This window comes from Neobacillus cucumis (assembly GCF_023715505.1).
In genome coordinates this window covers 248288-263886 of the sequence record NZ_JAMBOH010000005.1, presented here as the reverse complement: position 1 = coordinate 263886, position 15599 = coordinate 248288, and the positions used below count along the sequence as shown (strand labels likewise).

Genomic DNA, 15599 nt, shown 5'->3' with positions numbered 1-15599 from the left:
AGAGGGTGAGTGCGACTGCGTACTCTAGGCAGAATCTTAATACTCTCAGTTGTTTTCCTAACAATTGGTTTTTACTCTAGTATAAATGAAAAGAATGATGATAGTAAGGTACTTATTAAGGAAGACCAAACATTAGAGATGAAACAATCTACTCCACAGGATGCTAATCAAACAAACGGCAGTCAAACACCATTGGAGAAACCAAAGGAAGGTTTAGCTCTGTTAATGGGACAAGATGTTTCCAATCTTGAAAAAGAGTATGGAACACCGTTAAGAATTGACGAATCACTGTATGGCTTTCAATGGTATATCTATAATCAGAGCACTAACCGCTACTTGCAAGTAGGGGTTGAAAATAAGCGGGTTGTAACTATTTTTGCGCTTGGGGAAAGTTTAAATGTAGCACCATTTGAAATTGGTCAGCCTGTCGAAGAAATATTTAATACGCAATTTTTTGATACGAATATAAATCTTGAAGTAAATGGTAGTACTTATCGATTTGAATTGAATGATACGGATTTAAATCTTCGTCCAATAGTTCGAATGGGAAATATTTATGTCCAGTTATATATTGATAAGTTTACAGGCAATCTTTCAAGTGTTCGTTTTCTTGACGCAGAAACGTTAGTAAAACAGCGTCCATACGAACTGGTTTACCGCGGACAGCTCATCAAACCACCAGCTCTAAGTGAAGATGCGATGAATTTAGTGGAACAAAGTACAGAGCAACAAATTTTTGATATTACCAATGCTTTAAGAATTAGACACAAAGTAAAACCATTAGAGTGGGATGAAAAAACTGCTGAAGTTGCGTTTGAGCATAGCAGGGACATGGCTCAAAACAACGACTTTTCGCATACTTCTAAAAAATTTGGTGATTTGGCCAATCGTTTAAAAACTGCTAGAGTTGCCTATCAAACTGCTGGTGAAAATATCGCAGCAAACTATACGGATGGACCTGCAGTAGTGGAGGGCTGGCTTAATAGTAAAGGGCACCGTGATTCATTATTAAGTAAAGAATACTCTCATCTTGGGGTGGGTGTTTATGAAAAGTACTATACACAAAACTTTATCCGTAAAAACTGATGATAAATAAGGAAAAGGTGACCTAGTGTCACCTTTTTTCAATTATCCATGTATTAAATAAAAAACGGTTACCTTCCCAACTGCCATATAAGCGAACCGTTTCCCCCACCGTAAAAGTGTCTTTTTCTACCTCGGGGGTTAGGGGAATCGTTTTTATTGCAGTAATAACCCTGGTGGAGGTCTGAAGCTTAATGCTTTGAACAACAATGTAACGGTGGTAATAGAATCGCTGTTTTTCTTCGGTGATACCTTTTATTTCACCTATTACGACAGCCTCTTGACGTACATTGCCAGTTTCTAGCCACTTTCTATCATTTTCTATCCTTTCTTTCCTTGTTAGCCAAAAAAAGTAAAGACATATAACCGGAATCAAAATGGCGGTAACCATCTCGATTTAACGCCTCCCCTACACTTTCTTAATCATAAAAAAAGTACCAGTGGCATAGGCTATTTTTTTTCCATCGCTGCGGAAAGCCTCACCTGATATGACCATTGTTTTGGTGCCTTTATGAATAACTTCGGCTTTGCAGCGAAGTGCGTCACCAATTCCCGGAGCAATATAATGAATGTTTAATTGATTTGTTACAGCACCATATCCTTCTGGCACCAAGCGATTGGCTAATACACCCATAGCTGTATCAAGGACCGTTGCTGTAATTCCCCCATGAACCATGTTAAGGTTGTTATGTATAACAGGACTGATAGGAATCTTAATCTCACAGGTATCTTCGCAAAAGCTTGTTTCCATATGCAAGATACCATCAATAAAGGTGCGTTGATCTCGTTTTACTTTATTTTGGACACCTTCGAGAAGCTGCTTCATAACACTCAGGTCTTCTTCAGATCCATTTTCAATACAGAATTCTAATAAATGGCGTAATTCTTCCTTCATACTTTTCCCTCTTTCATTTCTTTATCTCTTGCCATCTTACCACTATGAAGGTCATTAATAAATTAATTAACAGTTTTCATTTCACATTTCGTCATCTTATACATAATGTATTATTGGCGATTAATATGGGCAGAGGTGAGAATAAAATGTCGCAAAAGAAATTGCATCCTTCCGTGCTCCAATTTAAAGAATTTGTAAAGAACAATCCGAAAATTATTAAGGAAGTTCGGAGTGGAAAGGCGACCTGGCAGGAATTATATGAGGATTGGTATTTGTTGGGAGAAGAGGATAAACGCTGGGAATCGATAGGCGCTGAAAAGGAAACAAAATCTAAAACCGAGCAAGAGTCTAAGAGTGATTGGGTGTCAAGTATTATGGGAATGGTTAAAAAAATGGACCCAAATCAAATGCAAAGCCATATAAATAACTTAAGTCAAGCATTAGGGGCTATCCAAGGCGTTATATCTCAATTCCAAGGTGGAAATGTTAATTCTGTTTCTGGCCCATCAAAGCCGCAAGAAGGGCCAAAACATCCATTTGTTTTTCGAAAAGACTAAAAATTGAAAGGGACTAATAAACGATGCGAAGAGATGTACTAGATTATTTAGAACGTCAAAAGGATTTAAAGCAATTTATTCGAGAACAGCCTCAGTGGTATCGTAAGCTTACAAGAAACCCCTATGATTTACAAGCACTTGAAATTGCTTCGTTACACCATTATAAGAAGACGATTCCTCATCAAGTAGAGAAATTTTCAAATAGCGTTCAAATGGCCTCAATGATGTATCATATGTTTCAGGCTATGAAAACGCAAAATTAAGGAAAAGACCACAGTGTTCATTTGTGGCCTTTTTTCATGCTCTCGCTTTTATTACTAGGAGTTCTTAAACTTGGATGTTGGTTTTCGCTCCAGACCGTACGAAGCATCAAAACAATTGATGGTAAATATCCCTAGGCTGCAGGAATTTTCGCTTTCTTCTAGTAAATATGTTAAAATAACCTTGGAGGTGGGCGAATAGTGCTTGCTACTTTAGAAAGAATTGAGCTATTAGAAAATGCTGAAGACTTAGCTAAAATGGTCTTAAAGTCTGATATTGCAGAAAAATATCAAATTTGTTTATATAAAATGCAAACGAATAAAGAAACTCAGCGGAAAATAAATCGATTTGCCAGTCTGAAGGAACTTTATGAGGAAGTTCAGCGGTTCGGCAAATACCATCCAGATTATAAAAGAGTGATGATGCAAATCCGGGAAGCGAAACGTGAAATGGATTTGGACCCGCTTGTTGCAGATTTCAAACTGGCAGAAAATGATTTGCAAACTTTATTGGATGAGATTAGTAAATTCATTGGTGGAGCAGTTTCGGAACATATCAAGGTTCCTTCTGGTAATCCCTTCTTTGAAACAGGTCATAGCTGTGGCACCGGTGGAAGCTGCGGGTGCAGTTAAAAATAAAAAATCAGCTTTTAAATAAGCTGATTTTTTATTTTCCCTTAAGTCGCATGAATAGTGCTAAAGTTTGAATTGAAATAGAACGTTTTGATGTGCTAGACTTATTTAAAATGATGGTTTTGCTGAAGGGGAATATACAATGTTTGTTCAAAGACAAGGATTAGTTGTTTGGCTGTACTCTTTAAAACAGGCAAAAATGTTAAGGCGTTTTGGAAATGTTCATTATGTGTCGAAAAAATTAAAATATGTTGTATTGTATTGTAATCAGGATGAAGTAGAAGGGATTATGGAGAAATTAAATTCCTTTTCATTTGTGAAGAAAGTGGAACCTTCGTATAAACCATTCTTGAGAATGGAATACGAGAACTCTGCCCCCGATAAAGCCAAGGAATATGATTATAAAATGGGAATATAAAAGGTGAGGGAAGTATCCCTCACCTTTTCTTATTATCTAGCTTAGCCATGATCAAGGCGCTTTTCGTAAAAGATAAGAAAGTATAAATATCGACTTCGAGAATTGTCCAGCTCCAGGCGCCATCGGCTCGAGGTCACAAGCCAATCCGTCCAAAGGTTAAAGAACAACCTTTCGGACGGCTCGTCTTGTACTTGTCGCCGATAGGCGGGCGCCTTCCGCTTTTCTTATTGTAATGGCAGGATATAGTGGTTTAATCTTAAGATTCCGATCAGGTGCTGGTAAAATAGTTCTTTCTCATTAAAGCTGATCGATGGTTTGACTGAGAGTGTGATGATTTGTTTTCCAAGTGATTCCGCTGTTTGGGCAAAGAGATCATATCTTTTATTTGGCAGTATGTTTGGATTTGGAATCCCTTCACGACAAATATATAGCGCTTGGAATTTTCCTGTTTCAGTTGGTTTTAATATGACAACTAATGAGGTCATTTCTTTCCCGTCGATCTTTGTGTGTAATGCCATCATGTGCTGCAGACGGTGTTGATTTGATTTTGCAAGTTCAAGCAGCTCATAAATATCTGAATACCCTTCTCCTAGTTCAATAAAGCGCTGTATCAATTGACATTCTCCTTTAAGCTTCTTTCCTCCCTACTTTATCACTTAATTACATCTAAATAAATAAGAAAAGCGCAAGCGCCTTGGTAAGTCCCGACAAGCTTAAGACGAGCCGGCCGAAAGGTTGCTTTTTAACCTTTTGGACGGATTGGCTTATGACCTCGAGGGGCTAGGCGCTGGAGCTGGACAATTCTCAAAGGTGAAATTTTTATGCTTTCTTACATAAAAAAAACCCTGCAGAAAATCCGCAGGGTCCTTCTATATCCTAAAGCTAAGGATAGAAGGCAAAGGGAGAGGAGAAACCGGAGGAAGAACTTATGGGGAAACGTAAGTCTTCTCCGCGGTTGGCAACAACATCCTCGAATTGATGTTGTTAATTACATTATCCCCACAACATAAAAGCTTATACGTCTTTTTAATAAATTTTCCTATTTGATCAACAAAATGGATGATCAGGAGAAAAGATATTCATTACTGATTGTCTTTTTTACAAATTATGATAGGATGTATAAAGAAAAATGATTTCAAAAATGTGGTGATATGTCCATGAGAGTGGTTTCAGGTATATGTAAGGGAAGACCGCTTAAAGCTGTCCCCGGAAATACAACACGTCCGACCACTGATAAAGTTAAGGAAGCCTTGTTTAATATGATTGGGCCTTATTTTGATGGCGGGATGGGTCTTGATCTATTTGCAGGCAGTGGCGGATTAGGTATTGAAGGACTTAGCCGAGGTTTAGAAAAGGTTATCTTTATAGACCGAGAGTCAAAGGCTATTCATGTTATCCAAGAGAATATAAAGGCCTGCAAATTTGAAGATAAATCAGAAGTTTATCGTAATGATGCAGATCGAGCGTTAAAGGCCCTTATAAAAAGAGGCATTTCTTTTGATTACATATTTTTAGATCCGCCTTATAAAAAACAGCAGCTTGTTAGTCTGATGGAAAAAATGGACCATCAGAATTTGGTGAAAACAGAGGGAATCATTGTATGTGAACATAGTTTTGATGTGGAATTACCTCAAAAGGTAGGGCGGTTTAACCAGATAAAACATGAAAAGTATGGGATTATTACTGTGACAATTTATACAAACGGGCAGTAATGAGTGAGGAGGAGTCCAGTTGGCTAGAATTGCGGTTTGTCCAGGAAGCTTTGACCCGATTACATATGGTCATTTAGATATCATAAAGAGAGGTGCAAAGGTATTTGATGTCGTCTATGTCAGTGTGTTGAATAACTCCGCTAAAAGTCCATTATTCTCCATAGAAGAGCGGATGAATCTGATTAGAACTGTAACAAAGGACCTTCCAAATGTAAGGGTTGATGTTCATTCAGGCTTGCTAGTTGACTACGCTAAGTCCGTAAATGCCAATGCGATTATTAGGGGATTGCGAGCCGTTTCAGACTTTGAGTATGAAATGCAAATTACCTCGATGAACCGAGTATTAAATGAAGATATCGAAACCTTTTTTATTATGACCAACAGCCAATACTCTTTTTTAAGTTCAAGTATTGTAAAAGAAGTAGCAAAGTATAATGGAGATATTTCTTCATTAGTTCCTCCAGTCGTAGAGAAAGAACTAAACAAAAAATTTGGGAGATAAGCTAAAAACAAAAATTTGCTTTTTCCTAGTGATAGTCTTTATATACAACTAAAGAGCTGGGCTTAGCCTAGCTCTTTTTTAGCCGTGATAATAAAATCAGGATATAAATAAAGAGTGAAAGAATCGTAATTAGCGGCCCAACCTCGACCATTTTATGATAAAAATCATTTGCCCATGTTCCATCTCCAAAATAGCCAACCGGTAAAGCATTCGAGGGTTGTTCATTACGATTAAAGCGGACATAGAGTGGTTTCCATAATAGTAAGGCAAAAAGTGCTGCGAAAATCCCTTGGAGAATTCTTGCTATAAAAAAGGGCTTGAATCTAATATCTGTTTGGGCAAGAATACTAGCAACTTGTGCTTGTATACTAAAACCGCTAAAAGCTAAGACGAAACTAGCAACAATTGCTTTTTGCAAGAGTGTAGCATCTTGTACCTGACTTATTAATTGGCTTCCCATTGTAATTTCAAATAATCCCGAAATAAATGGAACGCTTAACATATCCGGTAAAGACAGGGAGGAAAGCCCCAATTCAATCGTTTTTGCCAGTATCGCTGTAATATGTAGTTGATATAATAATTTGTTAATCACAGAGAACAAAATAATAAAGCCGCCAATCATTAATAAAGTTTGAATCGATGAATTTACAGCATCACCTAAAAGTTTTCCGATTGGCCGGTTATCTTTTATTCTTGTTTGATGGAGAACAGATAAGGCATTTCTAATTTTGAACTTTTTTCGGTCAACGAGAGACTCTTCAGGTGTCTCTTTTCCATAAAAACGCATGATAATGCCTACGCATATATTTCCTAAGTAGTGTGCCGCAGCTAAAAGTAATCCAATCTTGGGGTTATTAAAGAAGCCAACTGCTACTGCACTGAATATAAATAATGGATTTGAAGAATTAGTAAAGGATACAAGTCTTTCTGCTTCTATTTGCGATAAATGTCCTTCTTGACGTAACCGGGCGGAGAATTTTGCCCCAGCTGGCTGCCCGGAAGCCATCCCCATTGCCCATACAAACCCGCCTACTCCAGGAACTTTAAATAGTGGTCTCATGAGGGGTTCTAATAAGACTCCAATAAACTTAACAACTCCAAAGCCAATCAACATTTCAGAAATAATAAAAAACGGTAAAAGGGAAGGAAAGACAATTTCCCACCACATATTAAGACCGCGAATGGATGCTTCAAATGACTCCCTTGGAAAGGAGATAAGTGATGCAGCTAAAATCGAAACGGAAACGGATAGAAAGACCGTTTTTAATTTTGACAGAACCAATAAAGATACCTCCTTCCAAACGATTACTCTAATCGTGCAAATCAATTATATCAATGCTAAAATATAGATTAATCTTATGGAAATTTGTTGACCCTTGTCCCCATATACATCAAATATACTCATAGAAAAGCAATTTAGACCATAAGATTGAACGAGTTTCGTTTAAGCTTTTACACTTGAAAGCATTATTAATGGGAGGTCAATTGTTATGGAGCACCCAAAAATTGGATTGGCACTTGGTTCAGGCGGTGCACGCGGGTTTGCTCATTTAGGTGTGATAATGGCATTGAAAGAAGCCGGAATTCCGATCCATTTAATTGCGGGAAGCAGCATGGGGGCACTTGTGGCGAGTTTTTATGGTGCAGGACTTGACTTGGAACGGTTGTATAAATTGTCGACGGCTTTTAAAAGAAAGTATTTCTTAGACTTTACAGTTCCTAAAATGGGTTTTATCTCTGGTAAAAAAATTAAAGAATTTATTAAGGTTTTTACCCATGGAAAAAACATTGAGGAACTTTCACTCCCGGTTGGTATAGTGGCTACTGATTTATTAACAGGCGAAAAAGTTATCTTTCAAAAAGGACCTGTTGCAGAAGCAGTTAGGGCTAGCATCTCTATCCCAGGCATTTTTGTTCCGGAGAAATATAATGGGAGAATACTAGTGGATGGCGGTGTGGCCGATCGTGTTCCAATTTCGGTGGCAAAAGACATGGGAGCAGATATTGTTATAGCTGTTGATGTGTCGAGGGTAAAACGAAACGCTGAAATAACAACGATATACGATGTCATCATGCAAAGTATTGACATTATGCAGACAGAGATCATCAACTCCAGAGAAACATCTGCAGATATCATGATTCGCCCCCCTGTTGAAATGTATAGCTCGCGTGCTTTCACGAATACAGAAGAAATCATTACTATTGGTAAGGAAGAAACAAACAAACATATCAAACAGATACAAAGCGTCATCGAAAAGTGGAAGGGGTAACACGAGTAATGCGTAGAAAAATATTTGTAGGATCATTTTTTTTATTGGTCTGTATACTAATTGGCGGGATGTATTATCCGCTGCCATATTATGTATCAAAACCAGGGATGGCCAAAGAGTTGGAACCAATCATCACGGTTGATGACGGCTATAAAGAAGAAGGAAGCTTTATGCTGACAACGGTTAGAATGGGAAGGGCCAATATTTATTCATACCTTGAAGCAAAAATACGAAAATATGAAGAGATTTATCCATTGGATTTGATTTTGTCAGATAAAGAAACAGAAGATGAGTACAATGCTAGGCAGCTTCAGATGATGGCGGGTTCAAAATTAAATGCTATCAATGTTGCCTATCGAAAAGCGGGACTTCCAGTTAACTATAAATATAAAGGAATCTATGTCGTTCAAGTTGTTCCAGGAATGCCTGCTGAAGGAAAACTCCAGGCTGGAGACCGCATCTTTAAAGTGGATGGACACAGCTTCCCATCCTCGGGAAAGTTTATTGAATATGTTAGTAAAAAACAAGCAGGAGATAAGATCTCTCTAACGTTTTTAAGAAATAAAAAAAACAACACTGTAACAGTTAGTCTGGAGCGATTTAAAGAGGCCCCGACCAAAATCGGAATCGGGATTTCACTTGTGGATGACAAATCGATTATCGTGAAACCTAAAGTAAAAGTAAAGACAGACGAAATAGGCGGCCCCTCTGCAGGTCTTATGTTTTCTTTAGAAATATATAATCAGTTAACGAGTGAGGATTTAACAAAGGGATACCAAATTGCCGGAACAGGGACCATTGATGAAAAAGGAATCGTAGGGCCAATTGGTGGAATCGAACAAAAGATCGTGGCTGCTGATAAGGCAGGCGCTGAAATATTTTTAGCTCCTAACGAAAATGATTCAAAGACTTCCAATTACCGTGATGCTTTAAAAACTGCCCGGGATATAAAAACAAAAATGAAAATTGTACCGGTTGATACATTCGAAGAAGCAGTAAACTATCTTGAGAAATTACCGGATAAAGAAAAAGGATGATGAGACCATTATCCTTTTTCAATCAATAACGGCGGCTGATTAAATTCTTTATTCATTAAATCTTTTACTAAATGAGGGGCGACACCTAAGGAATAAACACGTGCAGCTTTTAAATCAAGCTGAATCTCTTTCTCCTTATAAGAGGAAAGTTTAGAAACTAGGGGCAAGGAGAAGTCTTTTTTTCGCTTGTTTAAATATTCTTTCCCTCTAGGTGTCATCCCAAGAAGTCTTAAATAAGAGGCTTTATCAGAAGGACCTGCCATTTGTCCTTTTTTAGTATTGGTTAAAATATGTACACATAATCGTTGAAGTCTCGTCCATGTATACCGTTTGGTTTTGATTTTTTCCATAAATTCATGAAAACTGCCTGCAATTAGGGCAGCAGCTAATATTCTGTTTTCAAGCCCCTCTTCAACCTCGTAAATCTCCCTTAATTCTGCCGAAGTGCACTGAAGCAAACGAAATTGCAGGTAATTCCAGTAATTTTCCCATTGATGAAAGACCTGGTACTTATTTAGATATTCTGATAACAATTGTTCCGTTGGTGCAGGAACATACTGACCAATAGAATTCTGCTCGCCATCCTTCAAAAAGATCGCCTTTCGGATGCTTGTTGCACTTGCGATGGTTTCAGAGGCAAAATGCTCATCATGATAATTAGCGTTTTTCCGGACTACTGTAATAGGTTTAAGGGAGCTCTTTTGCTTTTTTATTGCTCTTATATATTCGATTCCTAAAATATTATTTGGCTTTGCTAAATCTAGATATGAGTTGGAATCTGTCAATTGATGATAGGCCAGCGATACTGCTTTTGGATAACTTACACCTGTATCAATAAATCGATGGATATTTTCTTCCAATTCCTGTTTTTGTTTATCAATAAAATCAATAGTCTCCAAGAAAGAAGAAAGATCCCCGCTCTCACTCCCAAAACAAACGGCATCACATCCAGCTGCATCTAAAATGGATACCGCACCATTAGCAAAGATTTCTGCTTTTTGTACCGCAAACCTATAAGGGAGTTCAAAGACAATATCCACTCCGTTAAGTAATGCCATCTTTGTTCGGTACCATTTTGAAACAAGCGCGGGTTCACCTCTTTGCAAAAAATTACCACTCATAACCGCAATCACAATTTCGGCGTTTGCCGCTTCTTTTGAGGCACTTAAATGAAAGGCATGTCCATTATGAAAAGGATTATACTCTACAATTAAACCAACAGTGTTCATATTATTCTCCTTAAAGTAATTGATCCGACTCCTAATTAGGAGTTTTTATTTTTTTAACATTATAGCAAAATTTTAAGGCAGCCAATCAAAAATTATGATAAGATGTTGTAGATGTTTGTAAAGTACACATCTGGATACACTAGTAGTGGAAATCTTTTTACCGTCAATTAATTTTTTTAGAAAAAATCACCTTACTAGGTGTAAAGAAAAAACATTGACAAAAATATTATCGAAGGCTATAATTACCTTTGTTGCCTTGGGGTGATTCAATTGAAATGGACATTAAATCAATTACAAAAATATCGAAACAAGGATTTTACCATTGATGAGATAATTCGTGTGGACGAGATCAAACAAACTGATCCTACCATTCGCGAAGTTTCTCCGATGCATATTACAGGTCGCGGAGATATCGATTCAACAAAAGTGACATTTCATATAAAAATTGAAGGTCATTTAATTCTTCCTTGTTCTCGTACTTTAGTGGATGTAATACTTCCAATTAATGTCGACACAACTGAAACTTTCCTCTTACAAGGATCAGTCTATGAAACTGAAGAGGAGACATATCAAGTAAAAGGTGACGTAATTGACCTTATGCCAATCATACGGGAAATTCTTTTACTTGAGGTTCCAATGCAAGTGTTTTGTGATGATGTCAAGTCTGATGAAGCAGCTCCGCAATCTGGTAAGGACTGGGAAGTTATTTCTGAGGAAGAACAATCAAAAAAGATTGATCCGCGACTAGCAGGACTTGCAAAGTTTTTTGACGAAAACAAATCTTCTTCCGAATCATAATCGGCAAAATCTAAGAAGCAAAGTGAAGAACCAGCATTCCTGGCCTTCATTACTTTCTTAATACTCTTTAAGGAGGTGGGAAGAATGGCTGTACCTTTTAGAAGAACTTCTAAAACTGCAAAAAGAAAACGTCGTACTCATTTTAAACTAAACGTACCTGGTATGGTAAGTTGCCCAAACTGTGGTGAAATGAAACTTGCACACCGCGTATGTAAAGCTTGCGGAACATACAAAGGAAAAGACGTTGTTAACGACTAATTTCCGTTAGGATAAAAAGCACAAGGAGCTATATGCCCTTGTGCTTTTGTCGTTTATCATCATATCTATACATACATCCATTATTGAAAAGCATAAACCAAATGCACAGGGGGCTGTTGTTTTTGTCATACTCTATTGTAATATCCGAGAAGGGTTATATGATTTTTACGATTACAAGAAGTGAAAAAAGAAATGCAATTAATTACGAAGTAATGCAAGGACTGGCCGAGGCGATAAAAAGAACGGCAGAGCCGGATATAAAGGCACTTATGATAACGGGAATGGGAAATCATGCCTTTTCTTCAGGGGGAGATTTATCTGTTTTTCACGCACTCCACACAAAAGAGGAAGCGCATGTTATGCTCACTAAAATGGCCCATATCTTATATGAGCTTCTCACATTACCGATACCTACAATAGCTCTTTTAAACGGAATCGCCATTGGCGGTGGTTGCGAACTTGCGGCAGCCTGTGATTTTCGTTTAGCGCGGAAAGGTATAAAAGCAGGGTTCGTTCAAGGGAAACAAGCCATCACAACAGGCTGGGGAGGGGGTTCTATCTTAGCAGAAAAAATGTCTGCCCATAGTGCCATGAAGCTTTTGATGGAAGCAGAGCTGCAAACAGCGGAACAATTGAAAGAGGCTGGATTTATTGACAGCCTCTTTGATGGCTCCTCGCTTCAAGCAGGAGAGGGATTTATTGAAAAAATGCTAGGTAATGATTTAAGTGTTCTACAATCCTATAAAAGAGTATGGATTCGTAAATGGGAAGAGACCAAACTTCGAGAAAGAATAGAGGAAGAAGTCCGAAATTGTGCCATACTCTGGGAAAGTGACGCCCATCTTCAATATGTAAAGAAGTTTATCAGTGAAAAACAGTGAATAAAGATTAAAAGACAACTTCTGATTAAGTCTATCTTTTCTAGTAGATGCATATGTATTATAAAAACACTAGGAGGGATGAACAAATGTCACCTACTCGCCAAGATGCATGGTCCCAAGATGAGGATTTGTTACTTGCTGAAGTGGTTTTAAGGCATATCCGCGAAGGCGGAACACAACTGCAGGCATTTGAGGAAGTTGGCAAACAATTATCACGCACTTCTGCAGCATGTGGGTTCCGTTGGAATTCATATGTAAGAAAGCAATATAAATCAGGTATAGAACTGGCCAAGAAACAGCGCAAAGAATTAAAGAAACAAGATGCCTCTATTGAGGAAATCAATCAACATGATCCGGTGTCTGTAGAACATGTACAGTCTTCTTCTAACCATGAGCAAGGAAGTAAGGTCACATTCTCGACGGTCATCCACTTTTTAGAGGGACTTCAAAGGCAGGCTGAAGCCTCTTCAGGTTTTGAAGAAGAAAGGAAAAAATCGACTGAAAAAATCAAAGAGTTAGAAAAAAAGACTTACTATTTAGCTGCCGAAAATGAAAGATTGTCAAAAAATCTCAAAGCCATTGAGGAGGATTATCGTTCTTTAATTGAGATCATGGAAAGAGCGCGGAAAATGGTTGTCCTGCAGGATGAGGATCGCCAGCAAAAAGTAAAGTTCCAGATGGACAAAAACGGCAACCTTGAAAGAGTGGAAAAATAAAAAAAGCGGACTTTATCGTCCGCTTTTTAATATTTTATTACGTTATTTATTTCTGTTGATTCTGCGCTTCTACACCCTCGGGATACCAAACGAGAGGATTTTCTCCGCGGTCACGTTCCATTTCATACTCTACATTGGCAAACCCTAATTTTTCAAAAAAACCGCTAGATTGTACTCTTGGATTGGTCTTAATAGGTACACCGAAGCTTTTAGCAAAATCAACTAGTGCTTTACCAAATCCTTTACCTTGATAGTCAGGTAAAACTTCAAGCTTCCACAACTCTAGATAATTTTGTGGTGGAAAGAAATAACGGTCAAATTTAGCATCAATCTGGTATAAACTCATTCTTGCTACTAGTTTGTCCCCGAAATAGACTCCGTAAAAAGGTGATTCACTATTATTATCTATCATATTGGCTTCCAAATCTTCAAGCATTGATAATTCCTGAAGACCATATTCTTTAAACTTTTTAAACTCTTCAAGTGTTTTAAAATTTATTTTTAGTTTCTCCACTTTGTACACCATAGTTTGCCTCCTAAATGTTGATTTCTTGTTCCTGTATATATTTATATGCTCTTGAATAACATGAAGAGAAATAATATTTGCATTATTCAAAATCAATTACTATCATTATATAACAAATAGCCAAAAAATTCTCCACATAAGTTTCGAAAGCGGTTACAAAGTTTGCAGGAAATTTCTTTAATGATGTAGAAAAACATAAAGAAGGCATTAAAAGGGGTATGAAAGGGGAAGAAACGTGCAAAAAATTCTAATTGCTAATCGAGGAGAAATTGCCCTTAGGATTATTAATACCTGTCAAATGATGGGGATTGAAACCATTGCCATTTATTCCGAGGCAGATAAGGAAATGCCTTTTGTAAAAGCAGCAACTAAGGCGGTATGTGTGGGGGAACCGCATGTCAGCAAATCTTATTTGCGAATTGACAAGATATTGGAAATCGCAAAGGACGAAAAGGTGGATGCGATTCACCCTGGATATGGATTTTTATCGGAAAATGCTGCTTTTGCTGAGCAGACCAGAAATGCCGGAATCATCTTTATCGGACCCGAGCCTAAAACAATTGAATTGATGGGGGATAAAATTGCTTCACGCCAAACAATGGAGAAGGCAGGCGTCCCAGTTGTACCGGGAAGCAGCAATGGATTAAAGACCATTGAGGAGGGATGCAGGTTAGCGGAAACCATTGGTTACCCAATTATGCTTAAGGCAAGTGGGGGCGGGGGTGGAATAGGCATGATTCTTTGTGAGAATGAGCAAGCGCTCGTTAAGTCATATGAATCCACAAAGAAGAGGGCGTTGACTTACTTTGGTTCTGATGAAGTATTTATCGAAAAATATATTCCAGATAGCAGACATATTGAAGTTCAAGTTTTTGGAGACCACTTCGGCAATATTGTCCACTTGTATGAAAGGGATTGTTCAATACAAAGAAGACACCAAAAGGTTGTTGAAGAATCACCGTCACCATTTTTATCTGATAAGACACGGCAGAAAATGTTTGAAACAGCGATTAAAGCGGCACATGCTGTCCAGTATACAAACGCGGGAACGATTGAATTTATTGTTGATCAACAAGAGAACTTTTATTTTCTTGAAATGAACACACGCCTGCAGGTAGAGCACCCGGTAACCGAAATGATTACAGGGCTTGATTTAGTAAAGTGGCAAATACTCGTTGCCCGCGGAGAAAAGCTGCCTTTACAGCAGTCTGAAATTAGTTCAAAAGGTAATGCTATTGAATTTCGACTGTATGCGGAAGATCCTGTCCGCTTTTTACCTTCACCAGGAAAAATTACCACTCTTAAATGGAATATGGAAGAAGGGGCCAGGATTGATTACGGCTATGTTGAAGGCGGGACTGTAACTCCTTTTTATGACCCGTTGATTGCCAAATGCATTTTTTACGGTTCATCACGACAAACGGTGATAACATCAGCCAAACGCTTCTTTAAAGATGTAAACATCGAGGGCATAAAAACAAATGTGCCACTATTTTTAAATATTTTAGAAACTGACTCATTCCAAACGGGAGACTATTCAACCAATTTTTTAAATAAAAATGATCTGAAATAAGGGGAGAATTCATATGAAAGAAATTACAGCATCAATGGCAGGTACTATCCTAAATGTTTTTGTTTCAGCTGGGGCCCAAGTAAATCCAGATCAGGAAGTAGTCATGTTAGAATCAATGAAAATGGAAATCCCTATCGAGAGCGGAACAGAGGGAGTTGTCCGGGAAGTAAGAGTGAAAATTGGGGATTTTGTAAATGAAGGAGATGTATTGCTGGTCCTAGAATAGCATTTTTAGAAAAAGGGGGATTACA

21 protein-coding genes are annotated in these 15599 nt (G+C 37.9%); 15 read left to right on the top strand and 6 right to left on the bottom strand.

Translation table 11 applies throughout. From position 1 onward, the window contains the following. Positions 1-9: 9 nt before the first annotated feature. On the top strand, positions 10-1086 hold the full coding sequence (locus M3226_RS10305) for a CAP domain-containing protein (protein WP_251564992.1): 1077 nt from the start codon (positions 10-12) through the stop codon (positions 1084-1086). A 28-nt stretch (positions 1087-1114) separates the two neighbouring features. Here the strand turns inward: M3226_RS10305 and M3226_RS10300 are convergent, their stop codons facing one another. Together M3226_RS10300 and M3226_RS10295 are read right to left on the bottom strand one after the other, a co-directional pair. After that, on the bottom strand, positions 1115-1474 hold the full coding sequence (locus M3226_RS10300; protein ID WP_251564990.1) for a hypothetical protein: 360 nt from the start codon (positions 1472-1474) through the stop codon (positions 1115-1117). Positions 1475-1492: 18 nt separating this feature from the next. After that, positions 1493-1978: a PaaI family thioesterase gene (locus tag M3226_RS10295; protein WP_251564988.1), complete on the bottom strand. Its 486-nt coding sequence runs from the start codon at positions 1976-1978 to the stop codon at positions 1493-1495. 146 nt (positions 1979-2124) lie between these two features. Here M3226_RS10295 and M3226_RS10290 point away from each other — a divergent pair, with 146 nt between their 5' ends. The 4 genes from M3226_RS10290 to M3226_RS10275 all read left to right on the top strand — a co-directional run bounded on the left by M3226_RS10290 (position 2125) and on the right by M3226_RS10275 (position 3846). Next, on the top strand, positions 2125-2535 hold the full coding sequence (locus M3226_RS10290; protein WP_251564986.1) for a YlbD family protein: 411 nt from the start codon (positions 2125-2127) through the stop codon (positions 2533-2535). A gap of 23 nt (positions 2536-2558) precedes the next feature. Beyond that, positions 2559-2798, top strand: coding sequence for a YlbE-like family protein (locus M3226_RS10285; RefSeq protein ID WP_098527001.1), 240 nt, complete (start codon positions 2559-2561; stop codon positions 2796-2798). A gap of 198 nt (positions 2799-2996) precedes the next feature. Further along, positions 2997-3428 (top strand): YlbF family regulator, encoded by a 432-nt coding sequence (locus M3226_RS10280; protein WP_251564984.1) that lies wholly within the window; start codon positions 2997-2999, stop codon positions 3426-3428. Between the two features lie 142 nt (positions 3429-3570). Beyond that, complete coding sequence (locus M3226_RS10275) at positions 3571-3846, top strand: YlbG family protein (protein WP_144562585.1); 276 nt, start codon at positions 3571-3573, stop codon at positions 3844-3846. 224 nt (positions 3847-4070) lie between these two features. Here M3226_RS10275 and M3226_RS10270 read toward each other — a convergent pair whose 3' ends face one another. Then, positions 4071-4460 carry a DUF7147 family protein gene (locus M3226_RS10270; RefSeq protein WP_251564983.1) on the bottom strand — a complete coding sequence of 130 codons (390 nt, stop codon included), beginning with the start codon at positions 4458-4460 and terminating at the stop codon, positions 4071-4073. 543 nt (positions 4461-5003) lie between these two features. On the opposite strand from M3226_RS10270, the gene rsmD reads away from it, so the two are divergent. Continuing rightward, positions 5004-5558 (top strand): 16S rRNA (guanine(966)-N(2))-methyltransferase RsmD, encoded by a 555-nt coding sequence (gene rsmD, locus M3226_RS10265; RefSeq protein WP_251564981.1) that lies wholly within the window; start codon positions 5004-5006, stop codon positions 5556-5558. A gap of 19 nt (positions 5559-5577) precedes the next feature. Further along, complete coding sequence (gene coaD / locus M3226_RS10260; protein ID WP_251564979.1) at positions 5578-6060, top strand: pantetheine-phosphate adenylyltransferase; 483 nt, start codon at positions 5578-5580, stop codon at positions 6058-6060. 67 nt (positions 6061-6127) lie between these two features. Here the strand turns inward: coaD and ylbJ are convergent, their stop codons facing one another. Beyond that, a complete protein-coding gene (ylbJ, locus tag M3226_RS10255) occupies positions 6128-7342 on the bottom strand; it encodes a sporulation integral membrane protein YlbJ (protein ID WP_251564976.1) in 1215 nt (404 codons plus the stop codon). Positions 7343-7550: 208 nt separating this feature from the next. Between ylbJ and M3226_RS10250 the strand changes: the two genes are divergently transcribed. Then, positions 7551-8330: a patatin-like phospholipase family protein gene (locus M3226_RS10250; RefSeq protein ID WP_251564974.1), complete on the top strand. Its 780-nt coding sequence runs from the start codon at positions 7551-7553 to the stop codon at positions 8328-8330. Positions 8331-8338: 8 nt separating this feature from the next. Then, the gene (locus M3226_RS10245; RefSeq protein ID WP_251564972.1) at positions 8339-9367 is read left to right on the top strand and encodes a SepM family pheromone-processing serine protease; all 1029 of its coding nucleotides are present in this window, start codon (positions 8339-8341) and stop codon (positions 9365-9367) included. 8 nt (positions 9368-9375) lie between these two features. Here M3226_RS10245 and M3226_RS10240 read toward each other — a convergent pair whose 3' ends face one another. Beyond that, positions 9376-10596 (bottom strand): nucleotidyltransferase, encoded by a 1221-nt coding sequence (locus M3226_RS10240; protein WP_251564970.1) that lies wholly within the window; start codon positions 10594-10596, stop codon positions 9376-9378. A 270-nt stretch (positions 10597-10866) separates the two neighbouring features. Here M3226_RS10240 and M3226_RS10235 point away from each other — a divergent pair, with 270 nt between their 5' ends. The 4 genes from M3226_RS10235 to M3226_RS10220 all read left to right on the top strand — a co-directional run bounded on the left by M3226_RS10235 (position 10867) and on the right by M3226_RS10220 (position 13249). After that, entirely contained in the window at positions 10867-11394 is a 528-nt protein-coding gene (locus M3226_RS10235; protein WP_251564968.1) for a YceD family protein, read from the top strand. A gap of 84 nt (positions 11395-11478) precedes the next feature. Continuing rightward, positions 11479-11652, top strand: a complete 174-nt coding sequence (gene rpmF / locus M3226_RS10230; RefSeq protein WP_024029176.1) for a 50S ribosomal protein L32 — start codon at positions 11479-11481, stop codon at positions 11650-11652. Positions 11653-11774: 122 nt separating this feature from the next. Then, positions 11775-12533 (top strand): enoyl-CoA hydratase/isomerase family protein, encoded by a 759-nt coding sequence (locus tag M3226_RS10225; RefSeq protein ID WP_251564966.1) that lies wholly within the window; start codon positions 11775-11777, stop codon positions 12531-12533. 86 nt (positions 12534-12619) lie between these two features. Further along, positions 12620-13249 carry an RsfA family transcriptional regulator gene (locus M3226_RS10220; RefSeq protein WP_251564964.1) on the top strand — a complete coding sequence of 210 codons (630 nt, stop codon included), beginning with the start codon at positions 12620-12622 and terminating at the stop codon, positions 13247-13249. A 46-nt stretch (positions 13250-13295) separates the two neighbouring features. On the opposite strand, the gene M3226_RS10215 is transcribed toward M3226_RS10220, so the two are convergent. After that, positions 13296-13775: an N-acetyltransferase gene (locus M3226_RS10215; protein ID WP_251564962.1), complete on the bottom strand. Its 480-nt coding sequence runs from the start codon at positions 13773-13775 to the stop codon at positions 13296-13298. Between the two features lie 235 nt (positions 13776-14010). On the opposite strand from M3226_RS10215, the gene M3226_RS10210 reads away from it, so the two are divergent. Both M3226_RS10210 and M3226_RS10205 read left to right on the top strand, forming a co-directional pair. Beyond that, on the top strand, positions 14011-15348 hold the full coding sequence (locus M3226_RS10210) for an acetyl-CoA carboxylase biotin carboxylase subunit (protein WP_251564960.1): 1338 nt from the start codon (positions 14011-14013) through the stop codon (positions 15346-15348). 13 nt (positions 15349-15361) lie between these two features. Beyond that, positions 15362-15574 (top strand): acetyl-CoA carboxylase biotin carboxyl carrier protein subunit, encoded by a 213-nt coding sequence (locus M3226_RS10205; RefSeq protein WP_251564958.1) that lies wholly within the window; start codon positions 15362-15364, stop codon positions 15572-15574. Positions 15575-15599: the final 25 nt, after the last annotated feature.